Below are 19,453 nucleotides of genomic sequence, written 5' to 3' on the forward strand. Positions count from 1 at the left end.
TCCTGATTGATCACGCCGTCAGGCGCGCTCGGAATATTCCATGGTCTCGGTGTTCACTACGATCATCTCGTCCTGACCGATGAACGGAGGCACCATGACCTTGACGCCATTGTCCAGAACCGCCGGTTTGAACGAGTTCGCCGCGGTCTGACCTTTGACGACCGGCTCGGTCTCGACGATCTTGCAGGTCACCTTTTGCGGTAATGTCGCGTTCAGCGCCTCGGACTCGTAGAACTCGACCACAATGGTCATGCCGTCCTGCAGAAACGGGCGGCGTTCGCCCAGCAGTTCGGACGGCAGTTCGATCTGCTCATATGTTTCGGAATCCATGAAGACGAGCATGCCGTCGGATTCGTAAAGAAACTGCTGATCCTTCTGTTCAAGCCGCACGCGCTCGACCTTATCGGCAGACCGGAACCGCTCATTCAGCTTGGACCCGTTGCGCAGGTTGCGCAGTTCGACCTGTGCAAATGCGCCGCCTTTACCGGGCTTTACATGGTCCACCTTAACCGCCGCCCACAGCCCGTCGTTATGCTCAAGCACATTGCCGGGGCGAATTTCGTTCCCATTTATCTTGGGCATGACTTAAATCCTTCACAAACGGTTGATGCGTCAGTTCCCGTCCCTATATCTGGCGGGATCACACCTGGCAAGACAACGAGACCTAGTGCTGCACTTGCAGAAAGCCATGCAAATGACGCAACGCAACTATGCATTTTAGCTGTATCCGAATCACACCTAATAGGTCATAAGAACCGTCACGCCGAAAATGCAAGAGCAAGAAGAATAAGGAAGACGAGATGAGAGATTTCGTTGACGGCACTGCCTTTAACAATGAGCAAGGCAATCGTGCACGCAAACTTTTCGCGGCCGTTGTGCTGGCCGCACTTGACGACGCTATCGCCGATGACAAGAAATACGGCAATGGCCCCGAACAGATCGCCCGTTGGGCCCGCTCGCGCGATGGGCGTGAGGTGCTGTCCTGCGCCGGTATCGACCCGAATGAGCGGGTTGTGGACGGGCTGATGGAGTTCGTAGGCCGCGGTGTGCGGACCTCGGTTGCGCTGTCGCGTGAAGAAAGCGAACGCCGCAACGCTGCGCATCAGGCCGAAGCTGCCTGAACGCACCAGTGATCTGGTTGAAAAAGCGCGCTCTTCTTAACAGAGTGCGTTTTTCTTTTGCCCGCTGAGTTCTAGAAAAACAGCAACCATTGCCGCGCCACCCAGAGTTCCGCCGCGAGCAGCATCGTAAAAAACAGCTTTGCCCCCGGCGTCAATCCGCGCTGCCACAACACGACAAATGCCCCGGCGCAGACTGCAATCGAGATCGGCGCAACCCAATTCCCGTGATGCGCACTGTCCCAATAGCTGACCGGGCTGTGAAAAACCCAGTCACTGAACGGCCAGAACTGCGGTCGTCCATCACCTGCGTGCAGCAAAAAGTCCGTCGCCAGATGCAATAGACCTGCCGACGCCGCAACGGTCAGGACCCGCAGGCCAAACCAGATGCCTGCCACCAACGCGACGCTCCAGAGCACAAAGGAGTTGTCGATGGCAAAGACCGTTTGCCACGCAGGCGAAAAGTAGAGCTCGTTAAAAACGACGCTTTCGGGGATACCCAGCAAAAAAACTGAAACTCCTACCATCACATATAGCGACAGGTCCGGCAGCAGCGACCCGATCAGGGCCGCCCAAAGCACAGAACCTCGGGCGGGGCGGGCAAACGCGGCTGCCCCGATCAAAAGATGGGCTGGGGTGTTCAAGTTTAGCTTTTCCTTTACCCGCAAATCAGGTCATCTGCCGGTCAACATAGGAGACAGGCCATGGTTCGGTCCATCATGATTCAGGGCACCGGCAGCAATGTCGGGAAATCGGTTCTCGTGGCCGGTCTGGCGCGCGCCTTCACCCGGCGCAGTTTAAGGGTGGCACCGTTCAAACCTCAGAACATGTCCAATAATGCTGCGGTCACCGAGAATGGTGGCGAGATCGGGCGCGCGCAGGCGCTTCAGGCTCGGGCCGCAAAGCGCCCCACCCACACCGACTTGAACCCGATCCTGTTGAAACCTGAAACCGATACCGGCGCGCAGGTCATCGTACATGGTCAGCGGGCGGGAACGATGCGGGCGGCAGATTATCGCAAGGACAAGTCCAAGCTTCTCAGCGCGGCACTGGAAAGCTTTGACCGGCTTTGCGAAGACGCCGATCTTGTGCTGATCGAAGGGGCCGGCAGCCCGGCGGAAACCAATCTGCGCAAAGGCGATGTGGCAAATATGGGGTTCGCCTGTGCCGCAGGCGTTCCCGTCGTTCTGGTTGGTGACATCCATCGCGGAGGTGTCATTGCTCAGATCGTCGGCACGCAAGCTGTGTTGGATGACGGCGATCTGGCGATGATCAAGGGCTTTGCGGTGAACCGTTTCAAAGGCGATGTGACCCTGTTCGACGAGGGTCGCGACGAAATCGCCACCCGCACCGGCTGGCCCTGTCTGGGCGTGGTGCCATGGTTTGACGATGCGTGGAAGCTGCCCGCCGAAGACATGATGGACATTCGCTCTCATCCCGGTGGTGCCTGCAAGGTTGTGGTACCGCAGTTGGAAAGGATGGCGAATTTCGACGATCTGGATCCGCTATCCGCCGAACCCGGTGTCTCGGTCGAGGTTGTGCCTGCCGGGCGCGCCCTGCCCGGCGATGCCGATCTTGTTCTGTTGCCCGGCAGCAAATCCACGATCGGCGATCTGGCCTATTTCCGGGCCCAGGGCTGGGACGTGGACTTGTACGCGCATGTGCGGCGCGGTGGGCATGTTCTGGGCCTGTGCGGCGGCTACCAGATGCTGGGCAAAACGCTATCGGACCCTGATGGCGTTGATGGGCGGCCAAGCTCGGTGCCGGGGCTGGGGCTGATGGACGTAGACACGGTCATGGCCGGTCAAAAGCAGGTTACCCTGCGCGATGCCGTGGCTCTGCCCGGCGGCGAACCGGTCAGCGGCTACGAGATTCATATGGGGCGCACCGAAGGGCCTGACTGCGACCGCGCATGGCTTGAGATCGAAGGCCGCCCCGAAGGCGCAGCCAGCCCCAACGGGCGCATCCGCGGCAGCTATCTGCATGGTATTTTCTCGTCTGATGCGTTCCGGGCCAGCTTTCTGGCACAACTTGGCGCAACGTCTGAGATTGCCTACGAGGACGGGGTCGAAGAGGTTCTGGATGCCCTGGCAGATCACCTTGAGCGGCACATGGACCTGGATCTGCTGCTTTCGCTGGCGCAAGAACCCCGCAGGCCCTAGGCGCTATTTCGCGTTCTGTTCGGCCAGAGCTTTGTTGATCTCGCGTCGCACCATCTTGCGGATGTTGCGCGTGATCCCCTCGCCCAACGCACCCTGCAATTCCTTGCGGACAATCTGCGCCACCAGCTCGCTCAGCTTGTCTTCGTCCAATGCAACGGGTCCGCTAACGGGCTGAGACGCCGCGTCGGAGCTTCGGGTGAAGATGACAGGTGTTTGGTCTTCGCCCTCTGGCTTTTGCGCTTCGGGTGCGTCTGGCCAATCCACAGCTTTGGTGGGCGTACCGGAATAGGCATCGTCACTCTCACCATCCGGTTCCCACTGATCTTCGGTCCGGGCAATCGCCGCTTCCAGCGCCTCGATCTTGGCGCTCAGACTGCCGGCGAGGTCGCGTTTTCCGTCCGTGTCCGAGGCTTCACCTTCGTTGGAGGTGGTTTTGCCGTCTTCATTCTTGTCCGGACTGGCCGCAGGTTCTGCGGGCTTGACGATATTGCTGGGTTCAAGCCGCATTGGTTCAGGCTTGTTCGCCGCTTTCTCAGTGGCAACCTCTTTCGCGCCAAGCTCGGGAACAAGCTTCAGCGGTTTCGAAGCCTCGGGTTCGGATACCCGCAGCGATTCGGTCAGAACCAGACGGCCCGGTTTGCGGCCGGGCGCGTTCGGGATGAAGATAAACTCAGAGTCTTCGCGCACTTCTTCGCTGACCAATCGCTTGACCGAGGACAATACGTCCCCAACACCGGATTTCACGACATTGTCTGACATTGCTCTCTACCGCTCTTGCCCTTTGGTCCGAGTGTAGCCAATCGGACCAGAGCGAACAACCGGTTGAATTGCCTGTCAGTCGCGACGCAACGCCTTGAGCACCCGATCCAGATCCTTGCTTTGCTTGCTGACCTGCGCCGGCGCCTTTTTTACAAGGTTGTAGTACAGTGTTGGATCGTAGATCTGAACGGCAAGTCCCAGCCGTTCTGCAGTCAAAAGGCCCTGCGCCTGCAACAGCTGGTAAGCCGCCAAAGACCGTTCCGTGCGCGAAGCAACCTCGGCCAATTGCGCGTCCAGCAGGTCCTGCTGAGCTGCCAGCACGTCCAACGTGGTCCGTGCGCCCAGAGTTGCCTCTTCGCGGATACCGTCAAAGGCGACCTGCGAAGCGCGGACCCGTTCCGTCGAAGCTGTCAAACTGGCGGTCGCGGTCTGGAACCGAACAAAAGCATCGGTCACGCCTTGCGTGATATTCTTCTGAACATTCAAGAGATTTGCCCGCGATGCATCCCGTGTCGCCATGGCTCGCCGCACCGATGCGGCCAACCGACCACCCGCATAAAGCGGCTGGGTCAGATCCAGTGAGACCCGTCCAGAGTTGCGGTAGTCGTCGTTGTCATAGCTTTCAGTGATGCCCGCTTCGGCGTTCAGCCGAACATTGGGGCCCAGATTTGCCCGTTGCTGCTGCACGATCAAATCAAGCGCACGCACCTGATGTTGGGCAGACAGAACCGCCGGGTGATTGCGCTGCGCCAGTGACTGCGCCTCGGTCTCGGAACGCGGAAGGTTGGGTAGGCTGGGTTGGCCAGCGGTGCGACCAGGCAACTTGCCGACCGCATTTACATATTCCGCCTGCGCCGTGCTCAGCGCGCCACGGGCGTCAGCCAGATCCGCGCGCGAGCTTGCAAGCTGGGCTTCGGAAAGCGCAACGTCTGTTCGCGTTACCTCGCCCACTTCGAACCTGTCTTGCGAGGCCCGAAGTTCTTCAGCCGAAAGATCGACGTTGTTCTGGCGGATACCCACGGTTTCTTCCTGCAACAGCACGCTCAGATAAGCGGTCGTGGCCCGAAACAGGATCTGCTGTTCGATATCGATCAGGGATTGACGTGTCGAAAGCACAGTCTCTTGTGCGGACTGTTTGCCCAGGATCGACGCGCCGCCGTCATAGATCAACTGACTAAGCGTCAGACCCGTGAAAAACTCGGACGGTTCGTCCGAAGTGACGGTATCATCGATCCGCGCGCGCGAAAAATCCTGACTGACGCGCGCCGTCCAGTTGATGATCGGCCGCAGCGCTGCAAGCGCAATTGCGACGTCCTCGTCCGCTGCACGCAACAGCGCCCGGTTCTGCTCGAGCAGGCCGCTGGTGTTGTATGCCCCAATAAACGCATCCGTCAGATTGTCAGCCCATGCAGGCCGCTCTGGCATCGCTCCCAAAGCAATGCTTGCGGTCAAAGCAAGCACTTTGACGAGCTGTCCCTTCGCCGTCCAACGCATATCGTAATCCTCTCAAACCAATTTTACGCTGCCTCAAGAACAGTTTGCGACAGTGTTTTCAAGTAATCAAGGCGGCAAAACAATTTGCCAAATGACTATAGCGAAAATGCATCCACTACAGAAAATGCGCTCAGAACAGGGGCTGATGCGTTGAATGCATGCCGCCAAGTGACCCGACCACCCGACTTGTGGCCGATTTTCACTGTACCCAATTCGCCGTCCATAAACAAACACGCGATGCGTCCGTGATCCTTGAGCTGATCCACAATCGCCTGGGGCACATGTTCCACACCACCCTGGATCATGATCACGTCATAAGGGCCATGTTCGGCGGCACCTTGTTCGAGCGGGCCAGTGTGGATGATGGCATTATCCACATCCTCTTCCATCAGAACGGTCTGCGCTTCGGCCGCCAGATCTTCGTCATCCTCGACGCCGACGACCAGTTCGGCCATCCGCGCAGCGATCGCGGTCGAGTACCCAAGCGCCGGCGCAATATCCAGAACCATCTCGTCATTCGAGATATTCAACGCGTCCAGTATCTTGGCAAAGGTCCGGGGTTCAAGAATGCAGCGTCCGCCACCCAGATCGATCAGGTCTTCGACATATGCCGCCTCGCGCTGCGCGTCCGGCATGAAATTCTCGCGCTTGACGGTCAGCATGGCGTCGATGATTGGAAACTTCGTCACATCCGATGGCCGTACTTGCGTATCGACCATCGTAAGGCGGCGGGCTGCGAAATCTGTCATGGCATCGCTCGTTCATTATCCGACATTCATCCGGCTTGTGCCACATCCTACCCAACGCGACAACGGGCCGTTCCGAAGATCAAGATGGCACAGTTGCCCGCGATCCAAAATGCAGCATTTAGCCGCCAAAGCGAGTTTTCGCGCCAAACCTCTGGACGTCCACCCGGAAAGCTGCTAGAACCGCCACCACACCACGGCAAGTGATTGATTTTACTTGAAAAGGCGAGTTGGCGGAGTGGTGACGCAGCGGATTGCAAATCCGTGTACACCGGTTCGATTCCGGTACTCGCCTCCAAATAAAGTCAATAACTTAGACAAGTCCGCACCCAAATACTGCTTCCGTCGACCTAATTGAGTAATTCAGGGACGACTCCGCTGTCGCTTCATTCCAAACCTCAATCCTCGGCCCATGGCGCCATCCTCTGTACCTGTTCTCGATCGTGGGAAATGATCAATCGGGTTCCGGGTGGTCAAACAGATGCGCTCAAATTGGGGAAATTCCCTCAGTGTGTTAGTCTAAGTGTCAGTTTGGTAATTATGTGGTGGTGATTGTGTCTCGTACGAGAGTGTTGTCGATTTGCTCTGTTCTGTTTGTTCTTGCTATCGGCGCATGGGTTCTCATTCCTCAAGAGCAAGAGCCGGAGTCTTTCGACCTTCTGACCCCTTCCGAACTGGCGAAACTCAAAATCCAACCCAATGTTGTCGAACCACCAAACCGTGGACTGACGATCACTCAATCAGACGGTCCCGTAGTTCAATTCAATTCGCCGAAGAGGGACGTCGTGCGCTCACCCGTCGACATTGATGTGAACATTAGTCCCAGGGGGGATGCCGCAGTTGATTTGTCTTCCATACGGATCGACTATCGAGTGGGCCCAGCCTGGATCAATGTTACCGAACGGATAATGAAGCACGCTTCGGTCAACGGGTCACGCCTTGTCGCGCGTTCGGCAGAGTTACCTGTTGGTCGGCACAAGATGCGCTTGTCCGTTCAGGATACAAATAGAAAGCGCACGAGGGTGACAGTTTCGTTTGCCGTGCAGTGATCCGACAAAATCGGCAAATGGCCATATTTCGACCAATCGGCAGATTAGCTCTGCGCCATGGCCAGTTCTTTTTCGATCGGAGCCGAACGGACAAAGAGCACCTAGAGCGTGTTGTCGCGACCAAGCTTTCTGGTGCGTTTTTGCTTACGTTTCAGCTTGGTCAAACAGCGACAAATCGGGTCTAGTGCCACTTTTCCGACGGGTCGCTTTCGGCATAATCGCGCAAGGTTTCGATGTCGGATATCTCAGCAAGGTTCCGGCTGATCTTGACGCCAACAGGCTTCAACCGCGAGAAGGCACGGCTCAGGCTTTCCGGTTTCATGCCCAAGCGGCCGGCTATCAGCATTTTATCGTAAGGCAGCTCGACATCACATGCGCCCGCTTTGGTTTCGCAAAGGTTCAGCAGGAATTCCGCGACCCGTTGCGCACCGGTTTGCGCCTTGAGCTGTTCTAGTTGAGCAACCAACGCGTGCAGATGGGTAAATGTGGCTGCAAGAATCGAAACACCTATTTCAGGGTCTTCCTTCATCAGCGACAATAGTATTGGGCTGGGTATGTGCATGACGTCGCAGGACGACACCGCTTCGGCTGAGACCGGGTATGGAACGTTGCGCAGAGCGACGGCTTCGCCAAAACTCTCGCCGCGGGTGAAAACGCTGACGACAGCTTCGGCGCCGGTTGGCGACATGCGAAACAGTTTGACCCAACCTGCAAGCACGACGTGCACGGCCTTGGCCTCTTCTTCCTGAAGAAAGATCGTCTCGCCCCGGTCGTAGGTGCGCCAGATTGCGTGGCTCAGCAAAGTGTCGACATGCTGTTCCGGCAAGCTTCGCAGCAACAAGGATTGTCGCGCTACCGCCTTCTGAGTTTCATGTGCCACGCAGGGGGCCCCTTTCCTTTGCCGGTATTTCTGACCGGTCCGTTCCACTTGGCAACGCTATGACAGGCAGAGCCAAAACGCACCAGTCTTTTCCGAAAGCGCGGCTTGACTATTGTCATGTATCACCTCCGATCCACCCCATAGTCTGAGGCCAAAGCCAGGTGTCCAGGGAGCATCTCAGATGGATTTCGAGCGATTTTTCAGCCAAAGCCTCGACGCATTGCGAGACGAAGGAAACTATCGCGTCTTTATTGACCTTCAACGGCGTCGCGGCGCGTTTCCCAATGCGCGCCAAACCGATGGGGCGGTGCAGCGAGACGTGCGGATCTGGTGTTCGAACGACTATCTGGGCATGGGCCAGCACCCTGCGGTGCTTGGCGCGATGCATGATGCGCTGGATCGCTGCGGCGCGGGTGCAGGTGGGACGCGTAACATTTCAGGCACCACCCATGACCACGTGCTGCTTGAAGCTGAACTGGCCGATCTGCACGGCAAGGAAGCTGCTCTGCTCTTTACATCCGGTTACGTATCGAACTGGGCGGCGCTGGGAACGCTGGCGGCAAAAGTCCCCGGTCTGATCGTGTTTTCTGACGCCTTGAACCATGCGTCCATGATCGAGGGCATTCGCCATTCGCGGGCGCAGAAGGTGATCTGGAAGCACAATGATCTGGATGATCTTGAGGCGAAATTGGCCGCAGCCGATCCCGAATTGCCCAAGATGATCGCCTTTGAATCGGTCTATTCAATGGACGGCGATATCGCTCCGATCAAAGAGATTTGCGATCTGGCCGACAAATACGGCGCGATGACCTATTTGGATGAGGTACACGCCGTTGGGCTTTATGGCCCGCGTGGTGGCGGCATCGCTGAACGCGAAAACCTGATGGACCGATTGACGGTCATTGAAGGCACGCTGGGTAAGGCCTTTGGTGTTGTTGGCGGCTATATTGCCGCTTCTGCCGCGCTGTGTGATTTCGTGCGCAGCTTCGCGAGCGGGTTCATCTTTACGACCGCCCTGCCCCCGTCGGTTGCGGCAGGCGCGGCGGCCTCGATCCGGCATCTGAAACAATCAAACGCCGAACGCGATCTGCAAGAGGCCCGCGTGGCGCAGGTACGCGACAGATTGGATGCCGAAGGCATTCCACATCTGCCAAACCCAAGTCACATCATCCCGGTGATGGTCGGCGATCCGGTGAAATGCAAATTCATCTCGGACACGCTGCTTGAGGAATTCGGCATCTATATCCAGCCGATCAACTATCCGACCGTTCCGAAAGGGACTGAACGCCTGCGGATCACGCCGTCTCCGGTCCATACGGATGAGGATATCGACCATCTGGTTGGCGCATTGTCGGCGTTGTGGCAGCGCTGTCAGATTGCGCGGATGCCGATGGCTGCTCAGTAATCAAAGCACCCCTTTGCTTTGCAGACTGCCGCCCCACTTTGGGGCGGCTTTTTTACAGATCAGGCAGGCGTTTGCCCATCCGGTGATCAGACCCGCACAAAAGACCGGGAGCTCCGCAATCGTCAGCACTCCGCTCAGCAACCTCAGCTAAATTCGTCGCTCATGCGCCGACCAATTGCCGGTAGATCTGGGGCAGCGCCATAGTCAAACGGTGCGGGTCGGGGATAACAGCAAAGCCGCCCTGCCCGAACATGCGCGGAAACCAGCTTTTACCCGCTTTGTCGATGGTAATGCCAAAGACCGATTGCCCGGCGCGGCGCGCTTCGCGCACGGCTTGCCGCGTATCCTCGATGCCGTGGCGGCCTTCGTAGTGGTCTAGGTCGTTGGGCTTGCCATCGGTGATGACCAGAAGCAAACGGCGCTTTCGGGACTGTTCGGCCAAATCAGCCGAGCAATGGCGGATCGCGCCCCCAAGGCGGGTATAGTGACCCGGCCGCAACGAGGCGATGCGTTGTTCGACCTTAGCCCCCATCGGCTCATCAAACCGCTTGCAGCGCTGCACATAGACGCGCTGGCGTTTCAGCGAACTGAAGGCGTGGATGGCGAAATCGTCTCCGCAGGCGTTCAGACCCCACGCCAAAGCGGCCAGAGCTTCGCGCTCGATGTCGATCACTGCACGGCCTGTGACAGCGCTTTCGGTGGACCGGCTTATATCCAGCAGGATCGACACGGCCAGATCGCGGGCTTCAGGACGAGATTGCAACCAGATGCGTTCGGTGCCTTCCCCATTGGCAGAGCGATCTACCTGCGCCCGCACAGCAGCTTCAATATCCAATTGGTCGCCATCCAGATGGCCACGCGTCATCACCCGACCTGGGCGCAGCGCCTCGAACTGGCGTTTCACGGCACGGATGCGGCGGGCGGTGGCGGGATCTTTGCCGAACTCGGCGGCATCTTCGCGGATATCAGCATCGGAGAGCAAAACATTGACGTGATCGGGCAGATACTGCCCTGTCCGCACGTCCCATTCGGGATAGAGGATGCGGCCCGAAAGACGCTCGCGATTCACATCCTCGGGCGCGAGGTCCAGATGCAGTTTCAGCTTGGTGGGCGGCGCTTTCGAGATTTGGCCCAGCCCGATCTCTTCCTGATCGTCAGCCGCCCTTTTGGCGTTGTCGGGATCGTCATCATCAATGCGGCGGTTGATGTTGAGGAATTCGGCCCAGCTGAGGATCGCCTCGAATTTGTGCAGGATGAAACTGTCGCTGCGCGTGGCCTGATCCGATTTACGGCGGCGAGCGCGGTGGGTTCTCTCTCCGGATTCTTCGGGTGGACCTTCGGTATCAGGGTTTTCGACTTCGTTATGTTCCGAGAACCCGACGGCGCGGAGTTCGGGCCACAGGGGGACCGGGCGCATCGGTTGATAGCCACGGGGCGCGATAAGGTCATCGTCTAGCGTCAACATCTGTTCAGCCCGGCCCGACAGCCGTGCAGGATCTCCCAACATGTGACGAACAAGTTCTTCAACCGCAGCCTCAAACGGTGGTAGGCCCGGGATGTCGCGGTGATGCAGTACGCCTTTGCAAAGCTCGGTGTAAAGCGGGCGCAGACCGGGTGCGTCGTCCAACGTCGCCTCGACCATGCTCTGCGCCGCGATCAGCGTGCGCAGATCGGCACGCATTGGGTCATCTTCGTCAACTCGTGCACCGGCATGGGCGGCGGCGGCTGCCAGCCAGACATACAGCGCACCGTTGGCTTCGCGCGCGGGGAACACGGCCAGCCGTTCCGGCAGGCGCAGGACCTCACCATCGAAAGAGGCGCGCGGCATCAGCTCCGCCTCGGTCCCCAGACGGCGGCCCCAACCCAACCGGTGGCGCGAAACCTCGGGTGAGACCGGGCGCAATTCAACGCCCGGACTACCCCCAAGTCCCCGAAAGAGGACGGCCAGCCGCCCCGCGACCTGCGAGAGGTCGACCGCGGCTCCATCATGCACCTGGGGTGCATCAAGGCGGCTGGCAAGGGTGTGCCACAGTTTCCCGATCGTTTCTTCGGGTTCCCATGGCTCAAAATCGATCCTGACCATCGGCCGGCCTCACCCAAAGACAGCCGTGACAAGATCGAGGAGCCCGCGTTTTGTGTCCTCATCATCCGTCAGAGGTTCAATCATGGCGGCAAGGATGGCGCGGTCGGTGGACATGCCCTGTGCAATCAGCGTCGCGGCATAGACGACCAGACGGGTGGAGACGCCTTCCTCAAGATCCTGACCCTTGAGCCCACGCAGCTTGTTCGCCAGCCGGATCAGCGGCTTGCAGCGTTCCAGCGGCAGACCGCTTTCCTGAGCAACGACTTCGGCCTCCATCTCGGGCGATGGGAAGTCGAATTCCAGCGAGATAAAACGCTGCCGGGTCGAGGGTTTCAGGGTTTTCAGGATATTCTGGTATCCAGGGTTGTATGAGGCGACCAGCATGAAACCGGGCGCGGCCTCAAGTTCTTCGCCGGTGCGATCGATAGGCAGGATACGCCGGTCGTCGGTCAGCGGGTGCAGCACGACGGTGACGTCCTTGCGGGCCTCGACCACCTCATCGAGATAGCAAATCGCGCCTTCGCGCACCGCGCGGGTCAGGGGGCCATCGACCCAGACGGTCTCGCCACCTTTCAGCAGATAGCGCCCGATCAGATCGGCGGCGGCCAAATCGTCGTGGCAGGCAACGGTGTAAAGCGGGCGACCAAGCTGCGCGGCCATATGGGCCACAAAGCGGGTCTTGCCGCAGCCTGTCGGTCCTTTCAGCAGAACCGGCAGGTCATTTGTGTAGGCGGCGCAGAACACATCGCATTCATCGCCCTGGGCGAGGTAAAAGGGGGCATTTGCCGCCCCCTCAGTCATTTTCATTGAACCGTCCATATTCATCACTCCGCAGGGGTTTCTGCAGCGCCAGACTCGATGACTTCTTTCCGAGGCACCCAGATCGAGTAGATGAACAAGAGCGCGCCAAGGACCACAACGACACCAGAGCCGAGACGCATCCAGTAGAAGATTGCAATCTGGTCCTGCACGTCCATGAAGTAGTCACCTACGACACGCTGCATATGCGTCTGCACGGTCCCACCGAAGGTCAAGACGAAGGTCATGAAGACCATGCCGCTGCTCATCAGCCAGAAGGAACCCATGTTCAGCACCTGATTATACGGATCACGGTTTTTCAGGATCGGCATCGCATAGCTGAAGATCGCCAGGTTGAGGCAGACATAGGCACCGTAAAAGGCCAGGTGACCGTGGGCGGCAGTGATCTGCGTGCCGTGGGTATAGTAATTCACCCCGTGCAGCGTGTGCAGAAAGCCCCAAACACCGGCACCGAAGAAGGCCAGCGTGGCACAACCCAGCGACCACAGCAGCGCGGCTTTGTTCGGGTGGTCACGACGGCCTTTCCAGACCATGACGAAGGCAAAGGCCATCATCGCGAAGAACGGGATCACTTCGAGGCTCGAGAAGATCGAACCGATCCACTGCCAGTAGGCGGGCGTGCCGATCCAGTAATAGTGGTGGCCAGTGCCAAGGATGCCGGAGAACAGCGCAGCGGCGACGATGACATACAGCCATTTCTCGACCACCTCGCGGTCAACACCGGTCAGCTTGAGCATCAGATAGGCCAGGATCGAGGCCATGATCAGTTCCCACACTCCTTCTACCCACAGGTGAACAACGTACCACCAGTATTGCTTGTCCAAGGACAGGTTGCCTGGGTTGTAGAACGCAAACAGGAACAGCAGCGCCAGACCCCACAGACCCAACAGAAGGATGTTGGTGATCGCGGTCTTCTTGCCTTTCAGAACGGTCATCGACACATTGTAAAGGAAGATCAGCGCGGCCACGACGATACCCGCCTTGACCCATTTGGGTTGCTCAAGGAACTCGCGCCCCTCTTTGCCCAGCAGCCAGTTGCCTTCGAACAGGTTGAACACATAGGTCACAACCACACCCAGCGTGCCGACCACAAGGATGATCAGCTGCAAATAAGCCAGTTTGGGCGAATGAATCTCGCGCTCGGCCTCTTCCGGGATCAGGAAATAGGCTGCGCCGAAGAAACCAAGGATCAACCAGACGATCAAAGAGTTGGTGTGCAGCATCCGCACGATGTTGAACGGCAGAAGCTCGCTCAGGAAATTGGGCGACACATAGATCAGCCCAGCCAGCAGGCCACCGATCACCTGTATCGCGAACAGGGCCATGGCCACCGCAAAGTAAGCGTAGGCAATTTTTTGGGATTCGTATTTCATTGCTCCGTTCCCCTTCTCAGCCCGCCTCGTTGGGCGGCCAGTCCTGAGCGTCGATATTGTCCGTCCAGATCAGGAAGTTGGTCAGATCACGAATTTCTTCGTCACTGAGGTTGAAATTGGGCATCTGTCGGCGACCGGGAACGCCGGTCGGTTGTGCCTCCATCCAGCCTTTGAGCGCTTCAAAAGCTGAATCCGGGTCGTCCAGCACGCCCCACCGGGTCATCACATTGCCAACCTCGGGGGCGAAGTAAGCACCTTCACCAAGGATGGTATGACAGTTGATACAGGCGTGTTTCTCCCAGACGTGCTTGCCCCGCACTACGCTCTCATCAAGCTTTGCAGCGTTTTCCGAATTTACGATGTACAGGTGCGAATGGGCCGACAGGGCCAGAAAGATGAGAATGAAGAACAGGGACCCGCCATAGAAAATGTTGCGAGCCATGCTCTTTGTCATGACTTCTCGCATCGCGCTCTCCTTTGCGCAGATTAGCTAGTCTGGACAGAATGGCGGCTTGGCCGGACTCTCTCCTTAACGAAAGTCAAGACTATGGGCATGAAGCCGGATCAGCCTGCTTTGGCGACCTTCGGACCGGCCAGCGCGGGCCACATGGAGATGAGGTAAAGCGCGAACGCTGCGACCCAAAGCGCGACAGACATCAGCATCGCGGGCAGGTATCCCGTGCTCAGCCCCGCACCGATCCAGCGTGTCAGAGCCGCCGCCGCCATCAAACCATATGCCAGCGCCATCGGCCCTGGCGCAACCAACGCGCGGCCACTATGACCCAGCGCTGCTCGGCTCATGACCGCCAGGGTCATGCCTCCGACGCAACCGATGCCCAGCACATGCAGCGCTGCGATCTCATTGCCGATACCCAGCAGCGACAGGCCCCATAGGATCAGGCCCATGGCCAGCATCAGAAGCCCTATGTGCAAGGCAATGAGTATCGGCTGACGCCACGCCCATCCCAAACGCCACCGCGCCATGCGCAGAATCTGCACAATACCAAGGATCAGGGCAAACGCTCCGGTCACTGGATTGATGCCGAAAAGCAGCGCGCTGAGTGGCAGGATCAGGGCAATGACCATCCCTGCCCTGTCAAGCGCGGCAACGGAGACCGGCCAGGCCTCTTCCGGCGCGCCTGCGCGCTTCATCGCGTTGCGGGTAAAGGCTGGTGTGATACGCCCGCCGAGTATCGCAATCATTGAACACAAGGTCAGCAACCCAACGCGCAGACCGGTGTCGAGCGTTTCACCGGTAAACCCGATCCATTCCAGATGCGTCAGAAGATTGGCGATCCAGATCAGGCTGAGCAGCAGCAGAAAGACCATATTCTGCGGTTTGGGACGGCGGATCAGCTGGGTTGCGATTTTCGCCGCCAGAATCGGCACAAACGCCAGATCAAGCACTGCGACCAGAACCGGAGGCAGCACCCCGGAGAACCACATTGCCATTCGCCCCAGCAACCAAATGCCCGCAGCCAAAGCGATGAACCGCGCGCGTGCATCCGGCGCGCCGGTCCAGTTGGGAACTGCGGTCAGAAGGAACCCGCCAAGCGCAGCCGAAGCATAGCCAAAGATCATCTCGTGCGCGTGCCACATTGGCGGCGTCATACCGTAATCCGGGATCAGATATGGCACCGTCAGCCACAAGCCCCAAACCAGCCCGACAAACAGGCCGTACACGCCTGCTGACAGAAAGAAGACTCGGAACCCCTCACCTAAAACGCGGGCGATCAATGCGGGCATGACTGCTCTCCTTGGGTGTTTTCCCAGTCCTAGCTACGCCCTCACCGGTGCGACTTAACCAAAATCAAACGGGTCAAAAATATGCGTCAAAAACACAGGTTTTCTTGACCCTCCAATCGGCTGGTTTTTCCGTCTTTGCTGGCGATTTGAGCCACCAGCGTTGACTTTCGTCAAGGAGAGAGCCCGCGCGCTGTCTCACCCTTGAACCTGCCTCACCAGCAAACGGAGAGTGATCATGTCACTTGGAATCAGCTACAACAAAACTGGCCGCGCCTTCGGGGTCGGTTTGGCGATGCTGCTGGGCAGCGTTGCCGCGCCAACATTCGCAGAAGGGCCGACACTTAGCGAAGAAGCATTTGAGTCTTCAAAACAACTGTATTTCGAACGCTGCGCCGGTTGCCACGGCGTACTGCGCAAGGGTGCAACGGGTAAAAGTCTGGAACCGTTGGTGAAAACCAAGAATGCCGACGGCACTGTTACCGAGTCCGGGACCCTGAAACTGGGTCAGGATCGGCTTGAGAAAATCATCGCCTGGGGCACCGAAGGCGGGATGAACAACTTCTCGGATGTGATGTCCGAGGACCAGATCCGCGATATGGCGACCTATATCCAGATGGAACCGCCCACACCGCCCGAGATGTCGCTTGAGCAGATGATGGCGACCCGCAAGGTCTATGTTGAGCCCGAGGATTACCCGACCGAGCCTCTGCACGGCCGCAACTGGGAGAACTTTTTTGTGGTGATCGAACGTGATGTGGGCAAGGTAGCCGTAATCGACGGCGACACCAAAGAGGTGCTGGCGCATATCCCGACCGGTTACGCAGTGCACGTTCTGAAAGCCTCGGAACACCACAAACTGGAAGAGCCGGAAAACCCGGGCCGCTTCTGGTACACCATGGGCCGCGACGGCAAGATGACCAAGATCGACCTGTGGCAGAACCCCGAGAACATGCTGGTGGCCGAGGTTACTATTGGTTACGACGCCCGCGATGTGGCCGTATCGGGTGACGGCAAATACGTGATCGGTGGGGCCTATTGGCCGCCGCATTTCGCCATCGTTGATGCCGCAACAATGGAACCGAAAAAGGTTGTCTCGACCCGTGGTTACAACGTGGACGGGGACTATGTGGAAGAAGCCCGCGTGGCCGCCATCTATACCACTCCGAACGAACCCACTTGGATTGTCGCCGTCAAAGAGCTCGGCCAGCTGTGGCAGGTGGATTACTCCGACCTGGACAATCTGCGGATCGACAAGATCGACAGCGCCAAGTTCCTGCATGACGGGTTCTTCGACCCAACCGGTCGTTACTTCCAGATCGCGGCGAACGCGTCGAACAAGATGGTCGTGGTCGATACCGAGACCCACAAGTTGGAGGCCATGATCGACACCGCGCCGCTGCCGCACCCCGGCCCGGGTGCGAACTGGGACGACCCCAATTGCGGACCAGTGGCGGGTACAACCCACTTGGGCGAAGGCACGGTCACCGTTTGGGGCAACGACCCCGAAGGTCACCCGGATCAGGCATGGCAGACCTGCTACGAGGTCGAAACCGATGGTCCCGGTCTGTTCATCCGAACACACCCGGAATCGGACTACATCTGGGCCGACCAGACCAAGCACCCCGAGCCTGAGGTCCAGCAATCGGTGCAGGTCATCGACAAGGCCACCGGTGAGATCGTGAAAACGATCCAGATCACCGAAGAGGAAGGCAATGTCGCGGTCCACTTCGAGTTCAACCAGGATGGTTCCGAGGTTTGGGTTTCCAAGTGGAACCGCTCGACTTCGAAGGAACCAAATGGTGAGATCGTGATCTTCGATGCCAAGACGCTGGAAGAGATCGGTCGCGTGAAAGGACTGTTCGCGCCGACCGGCAAGTTCAACGTCTACAACCGTTCGAACCACGTCACCTAACGGGTTCGCGGCCGAAACCGGAAAGGGCGGGCCCCTCGCCCGCCCTTTCTTCGTTTCCCCCTCAGCCAATCGCACCGGCCTCACACGCCGGGCCAGTCAAGACAGCCAAAACGGAGCCCGGATATGACCTCGGAACCGGAAAAGAAAAAACCGATCTGGCGCCGGTATTTCCTGTGGGGAATGCCTGTGGCCGGTATCGCTGCGGCCTTTGCCGCTGGCATCATCTTCTGGGGCGGGTTCAATACCGCCATGGAAGCGACCAATACCAAGGAATTCTGCGTCTCGTGCCACGAGATGCGCGATTTCGTTTATGAGGAATACACCGGCACCATCCATGACGTGAACCGGTCGGGCGTGGGTGCAGTTTGTTCGGATTGCCACGTACCCAAGGACTGGACCCACAAGATCATCCGCAAGATCAAGGCGTCGAAAGAGCTGTATGGCAAGATGGTCGGCTCGATCAACACGCGCGAGAAATTCGAGGCTAAACGCGTACATCTGGCCATGAACGAATGGGAACGGATGAAGGCCACCGACTCGCGCGAATGCCGAAACTGTCACGATTTTGAATCGATGATGCCCGAGTTCCAGAAACCTCGCGCACGTCAGCAGCACCTGAACGCCATGACGGTCGGCCAGACCTGCATAGACTGCCACAAAGGTATCGCGCACTCGGATGCAAGGGATCGGGCCGACGAAGAGTATCTGGAAGAACTCGAAGCGCCGAACCCCGCCTTTATCCGTGAGATCCCGGTCGAGTATCTGGCAAGTCTGGAACGTGTCGAGGCCAAAGAGGCCGCCGAAGCAGAGGCAGAGAAGGCCGCGAAACAGGCGCAGCTGGACTCCGTTCAGGCTCAGATCGCGGCAGCCGTTGATGCAGCAGTCGCAGAAGAGCGCGCCAAAGCGGCAGGTGACGATACCGCAGCAGCCGCGGGTGGCCGCGATGTTGGTACAGGCATTGACTGGGCGGCGGTTCCCGGTGCTGATCTAAAGCTGTTCTACCCCGGTCAGGCCTCGTTCGAGTGGGTGCAGAATGGCAAATTCCACGGTGGCGCACGCCCCCTGACCAAAGGCGGCGACCAATGCACAACTTGTCACGCCAAAGAACTGGACACGATCGGAAACAAGATCGTTGCTGGTGGTGAGCTTGAACCCACTCCAATCCCCGGCAAGCGCGGGGTGATCGATGCAACGGTTCAAGCGGCGCATGATGATGAAAACCTGTATGTGCGTCTGCAATGGCCGGATACCGGTCACAGCCCTGCGCCCTTTGTCGATGGCGGCAAGATGGACCCGGACAACCAGATCAAAGTGGCGATGATGATCACCGGTTCCGGTATCGAGCTGGGTGATCAGGTCGGCTGCTGGGCGTCGTGTCATGCGGATAACAGCTTTATGCCCTTTGATCCGGGCGCGGATGCGATTGCCGCCAATGGTGATGTTTCAGGCCGCCTGGCTGCCCCGGACACGGTGACCAAATACATCAGTGAAAGCCGCACAGACGTTGAGGTCAAAGGCCGGCGCGGCAAGCAACTGGGCGGATGGGACAAGTTGCAGTCTGCTGATCAGATCCAGAAATACCTGACCGATGGCACCTATCTGGACCTGATGCGGGTCTACGCAGATGGCAGCGCCACCAATGGGTATTTGTTGGAACAGCGTGTGGTCAATGACGGAGAGATCGCCGCGTCGGCCGAACTGGCAGGTGGTGTGTGGACCGTAACCTTCGCCCGCCCGCTGAATTCGGGCGCACCTGGCGATGTACCGCTTGAGCCGGGCCAGACCTACACCGTGGGTTTTGCCATCCACGACGATTTTGCCGCCGCCAGATTCCATCACGTGACGCTGGATACCAGCCTCGCGCTGGATGATGAAACGGCATTCATCAACGTTGTGAAACAGTAACG

16 protein-coding genes and 1 tRNA gene are annotated in these 19,453 nt (G+C 58.5%); 6 read left to right on the top strand and 11 right to left on the bottom strand.

Annotated elements, in window-relative coordinates; translation table 11 throughout:
* Positions 1–18: 18 nt before the first annotated feature.
* Positions 19–582, bottom strand: coding sequence for an elongation factor P (gene efp / locus ACR0JA_RS04910; RefSeq protein ID WP_170391801.1), 564 nt, complete (start codon positions 580–582; stop codon positions 19–21).
* A gap of 218 nt (positions 583–800) precedes the next feature.
* Here efp and ACR0JA_RS04915 point away from each other — a divergent pair, with 218 nt between their 5' ends.
* On the top strand, positions 801–1,121 hold the full coding sequence (locus ACR0JA_RS04915; RefSeq protein ID WP_170715318.1) for a DUF6280 family protein: 321 nt from the start codon (positions 801–803) through the stop codon (positions 1,119–1,121).
* Between the two features lie 71 nt (positions 1,122–1,192).
* Here ACR0JA_RS04915 and ACR0JA_RS04920 read toward each other — a convergent pair whose 3' ends face one another.
* Entirely contained in the window at positions 1,193–1,762 is a 570-nt protein-coding gene (locus tag ACR0JA_RS04920; protein ID WP_480570761.1) for a cobalamin biosynthesis protein CobQ, read from the bottom strand.
* 60 nt (positions 1,763–1,822) lie between these two features.
* Here ACR0JA_RS04920 and ACR0JA_RS04925 point away from each other — a divergent pair, with 60 nt between their 5' ends.
* Entirely contained in the window at positions 1,823–3,280 is a 1,458-nt protein-coding gene (locus ACR0JA_RS04925; RefSeq protein ID WP_480570764.1) for a cobyric acid synthase, read from the top strand.
* Between the two features lie 3 nt (positions 3,281–3,283).
* Here ACR0JA_RS04925 and ACR0JA_RS04930 read toward each other — a convergent pair whose 3' ends face one another.
* The 3 genes from ACR0JA_RS04930 to ACR0JA_RS04940 all read right to left on the bottom strand — a co-directional run bounded on the left by ACR0JA_RS04930 (position 3,284) and on the right by ACR0JA_RS04940 (position 6,282).
* Positions 3,284–4,039, bottom strand: a complete 756-nt coding sequence (locus tag ACR0JA_RS04930) for a hypothetical protein (RefSeq protein ID WP_480570767.1) — start codon at positions 4,037–4,039, stop codon at positions 3,284–3,286.
* Positions 4,040–4,114: 75 nt separating this feature from the next.
* Positions 4,115–5,533: a TolC family outer membrane protein gene (locus tag ACR0JA_RS04935; RefSeq protein ID WP_480570770.1), complete on the bottom strand. Its 1,419-nt coding sequence runs from the start codon at positions 5,531–5,533 to the stop codon at positions 4,115–4,117.
* Between the two features lie 95 nt (positions 5,534–5,628).
* On the bottom strand, positions 5,629–6,282 hold the full coding sequence (locus ACR0JA_RS04940) for a protein-L-isoaspartate O-methyltransferase family protein (RefSeq protein WP_480570773.1): 654 nt from the start codon (positions 6,280–6,282) through the stop codon (positions 5,629–5,631).
* Between the two features lie 221 nt (positions 6,283–6,503).
* Between ACR0JA_RS04940 and ACR0JA_RS04945 the strand changes: the two genes are divergently transcribed.
* A tRNA-Cys gene (locus tag ACR0JA_RS04945) sits at positions 6,504–6,577 on the top strand.
* Between the two features lie 932 nt (positions 6,578–7,509).
* Here ACR0JA_RS04945 and ACR0JA_RS04950 read toward each other — a convergent pair.
* Positions 7,510–8,208, bottom strand: a complete 699-nt coding sequence (locus tag ACR0JA_RS04950) for a Crp/Fnr family transcriptional regulator (RefSeq protein WP_480570776.1) — start codon at positions 8,206–8,208, stop codon at positions 7,510–7,512.
* 181 nt (positions 8,209–8,389) lie between these two features.
* Here ACR0JA_RS04950 and hemA point away from each other — a divergent pair, with 181 nt between their 5' ends.
* Positions 8,390–9,613 carry a 5-aminolevulinate synthase gene (hemA, locus tag ACR0JA_RS04955; protein ID WP_480570779.1) on the top strand — a complete coding sequence of 408 codons (1,224 nt, stop codon included), beginning with the start codon at positions 8,390–8,392 and terminating at the stop codon, positions 9,611–9,613.
* A 160-nt stretch (positions 9,614–9,773) separates the two neighbouring features.
* Here the strand turns inward: hemA and ACR0JA_RS04960 are convergent, their stop codons facing one another.
* The 5 genes from ACR0JA_RS04960 to ACR0JA_RS04980 all read right to left on the bottom strand — a co-directional run bounded on the left by ACR0JA_RS04960 (position 9,774) and on the right by ACR0JA_RS04980 (position 15,634).
* Positions 9,774–11,696 (bottom strand): nitric oxide reductase activation protein NorD, encoded by a 1,923-nt coding sequence (locus ACR0JA_RS04960; protein ID WP_480570782.1) that lies wholly within the window; start codon positions 11,694–11,696, stop codon positions 9,774–9,776.
* Between the two features lie 9 nt (positions 11,697–11,705).
* Positions 11,706–12,521 carry an AAA family ATPase gene (locus ACR0JA_RS04965; RefSeq protein ID WP_480570784.1) on the bottom strand — a complete coding sequence of 272 codons (816 nt, stop codon included), beginning with the start codon at positions 12,519–12,521 and terminating at the stop codon, positions 11,706–11,708.
* Positions 12,521–13,888: a cbb3-type cytochrome c oxidase subunit I gene (locus tag ACR0JA_RS04970; RefSeq protein WP_480570787.1), complete on the bottom strand. Its 1,368-nt coding sequence runs from the start codon at positions 13,886–13,888 to the stop codon at positions 12,521–12,523. The genes ACR0JA_RS04965 and ACR0JA_RS04970 overlap by 1 nt, the downstream gene beginning before the upstream one ends.
* Positions 13,889–13,904: 16 nt before the next feature.
* Positions 13,905–14,354 (bottom strand): c-type cytochrome, encoded by a 450-nt coding sequence (locus ACR0JA_RS04975; RefSeq protein ID WP_480570790.1) that lies wholly within the window; start codon positions 14,352–14,354, stop codon positions 13,905–13,907.
* A gap of 98 nt (positions 14,355–14,452) precedes the next feature.
* Positions 14,453–15,634, bottom strand: coding sequence for an NnrS family protein (locus ACR0JA_RS04980; RefSeq protein WP_480570794.1), 1,182 nt, complete (start codon positions 15,632–15,634; stop codon positions 14,453–14,455).
* Between the two features lie 235 nt (positions 15,635–15,869).
* Here ACR0JA_RS04980 and ACR0JA_RS04985 point away from each other — a divergent pair, with 235 nt between their 5' ends.
* Complete coding sequence (locus ACR0JA_RS04985) at positions 15,870–17,546, top strand: cytochrome D1 domain-containing protein (RefSeq protein ID WP_480570797.1); 1,677 nt, start codon at positions 15,870–15,872, stop codon at positions 17,544–17,546.
* A gap of 123 nt (positions 17,547–17,669) precedes the next feature.
* Positions 17,670–19,451 carry a NapC/NirT family cytochrome c gene (locus ACR0JA_RS04990; RefSeq protein ID WP_480570799.1) on the top strand — a complete coding sequence of 594 codons (1,782 nt, stop codon included), beginning with the start codon at positions 17,670–17,672 and terminating at the stop codon, positions 19,449–19,451.
* Positions 19,452–19,453: the final 2 nt, after the last annotated feature.

The organism is Ruegeria sp. AM4 (assembly GCF_056540665.1).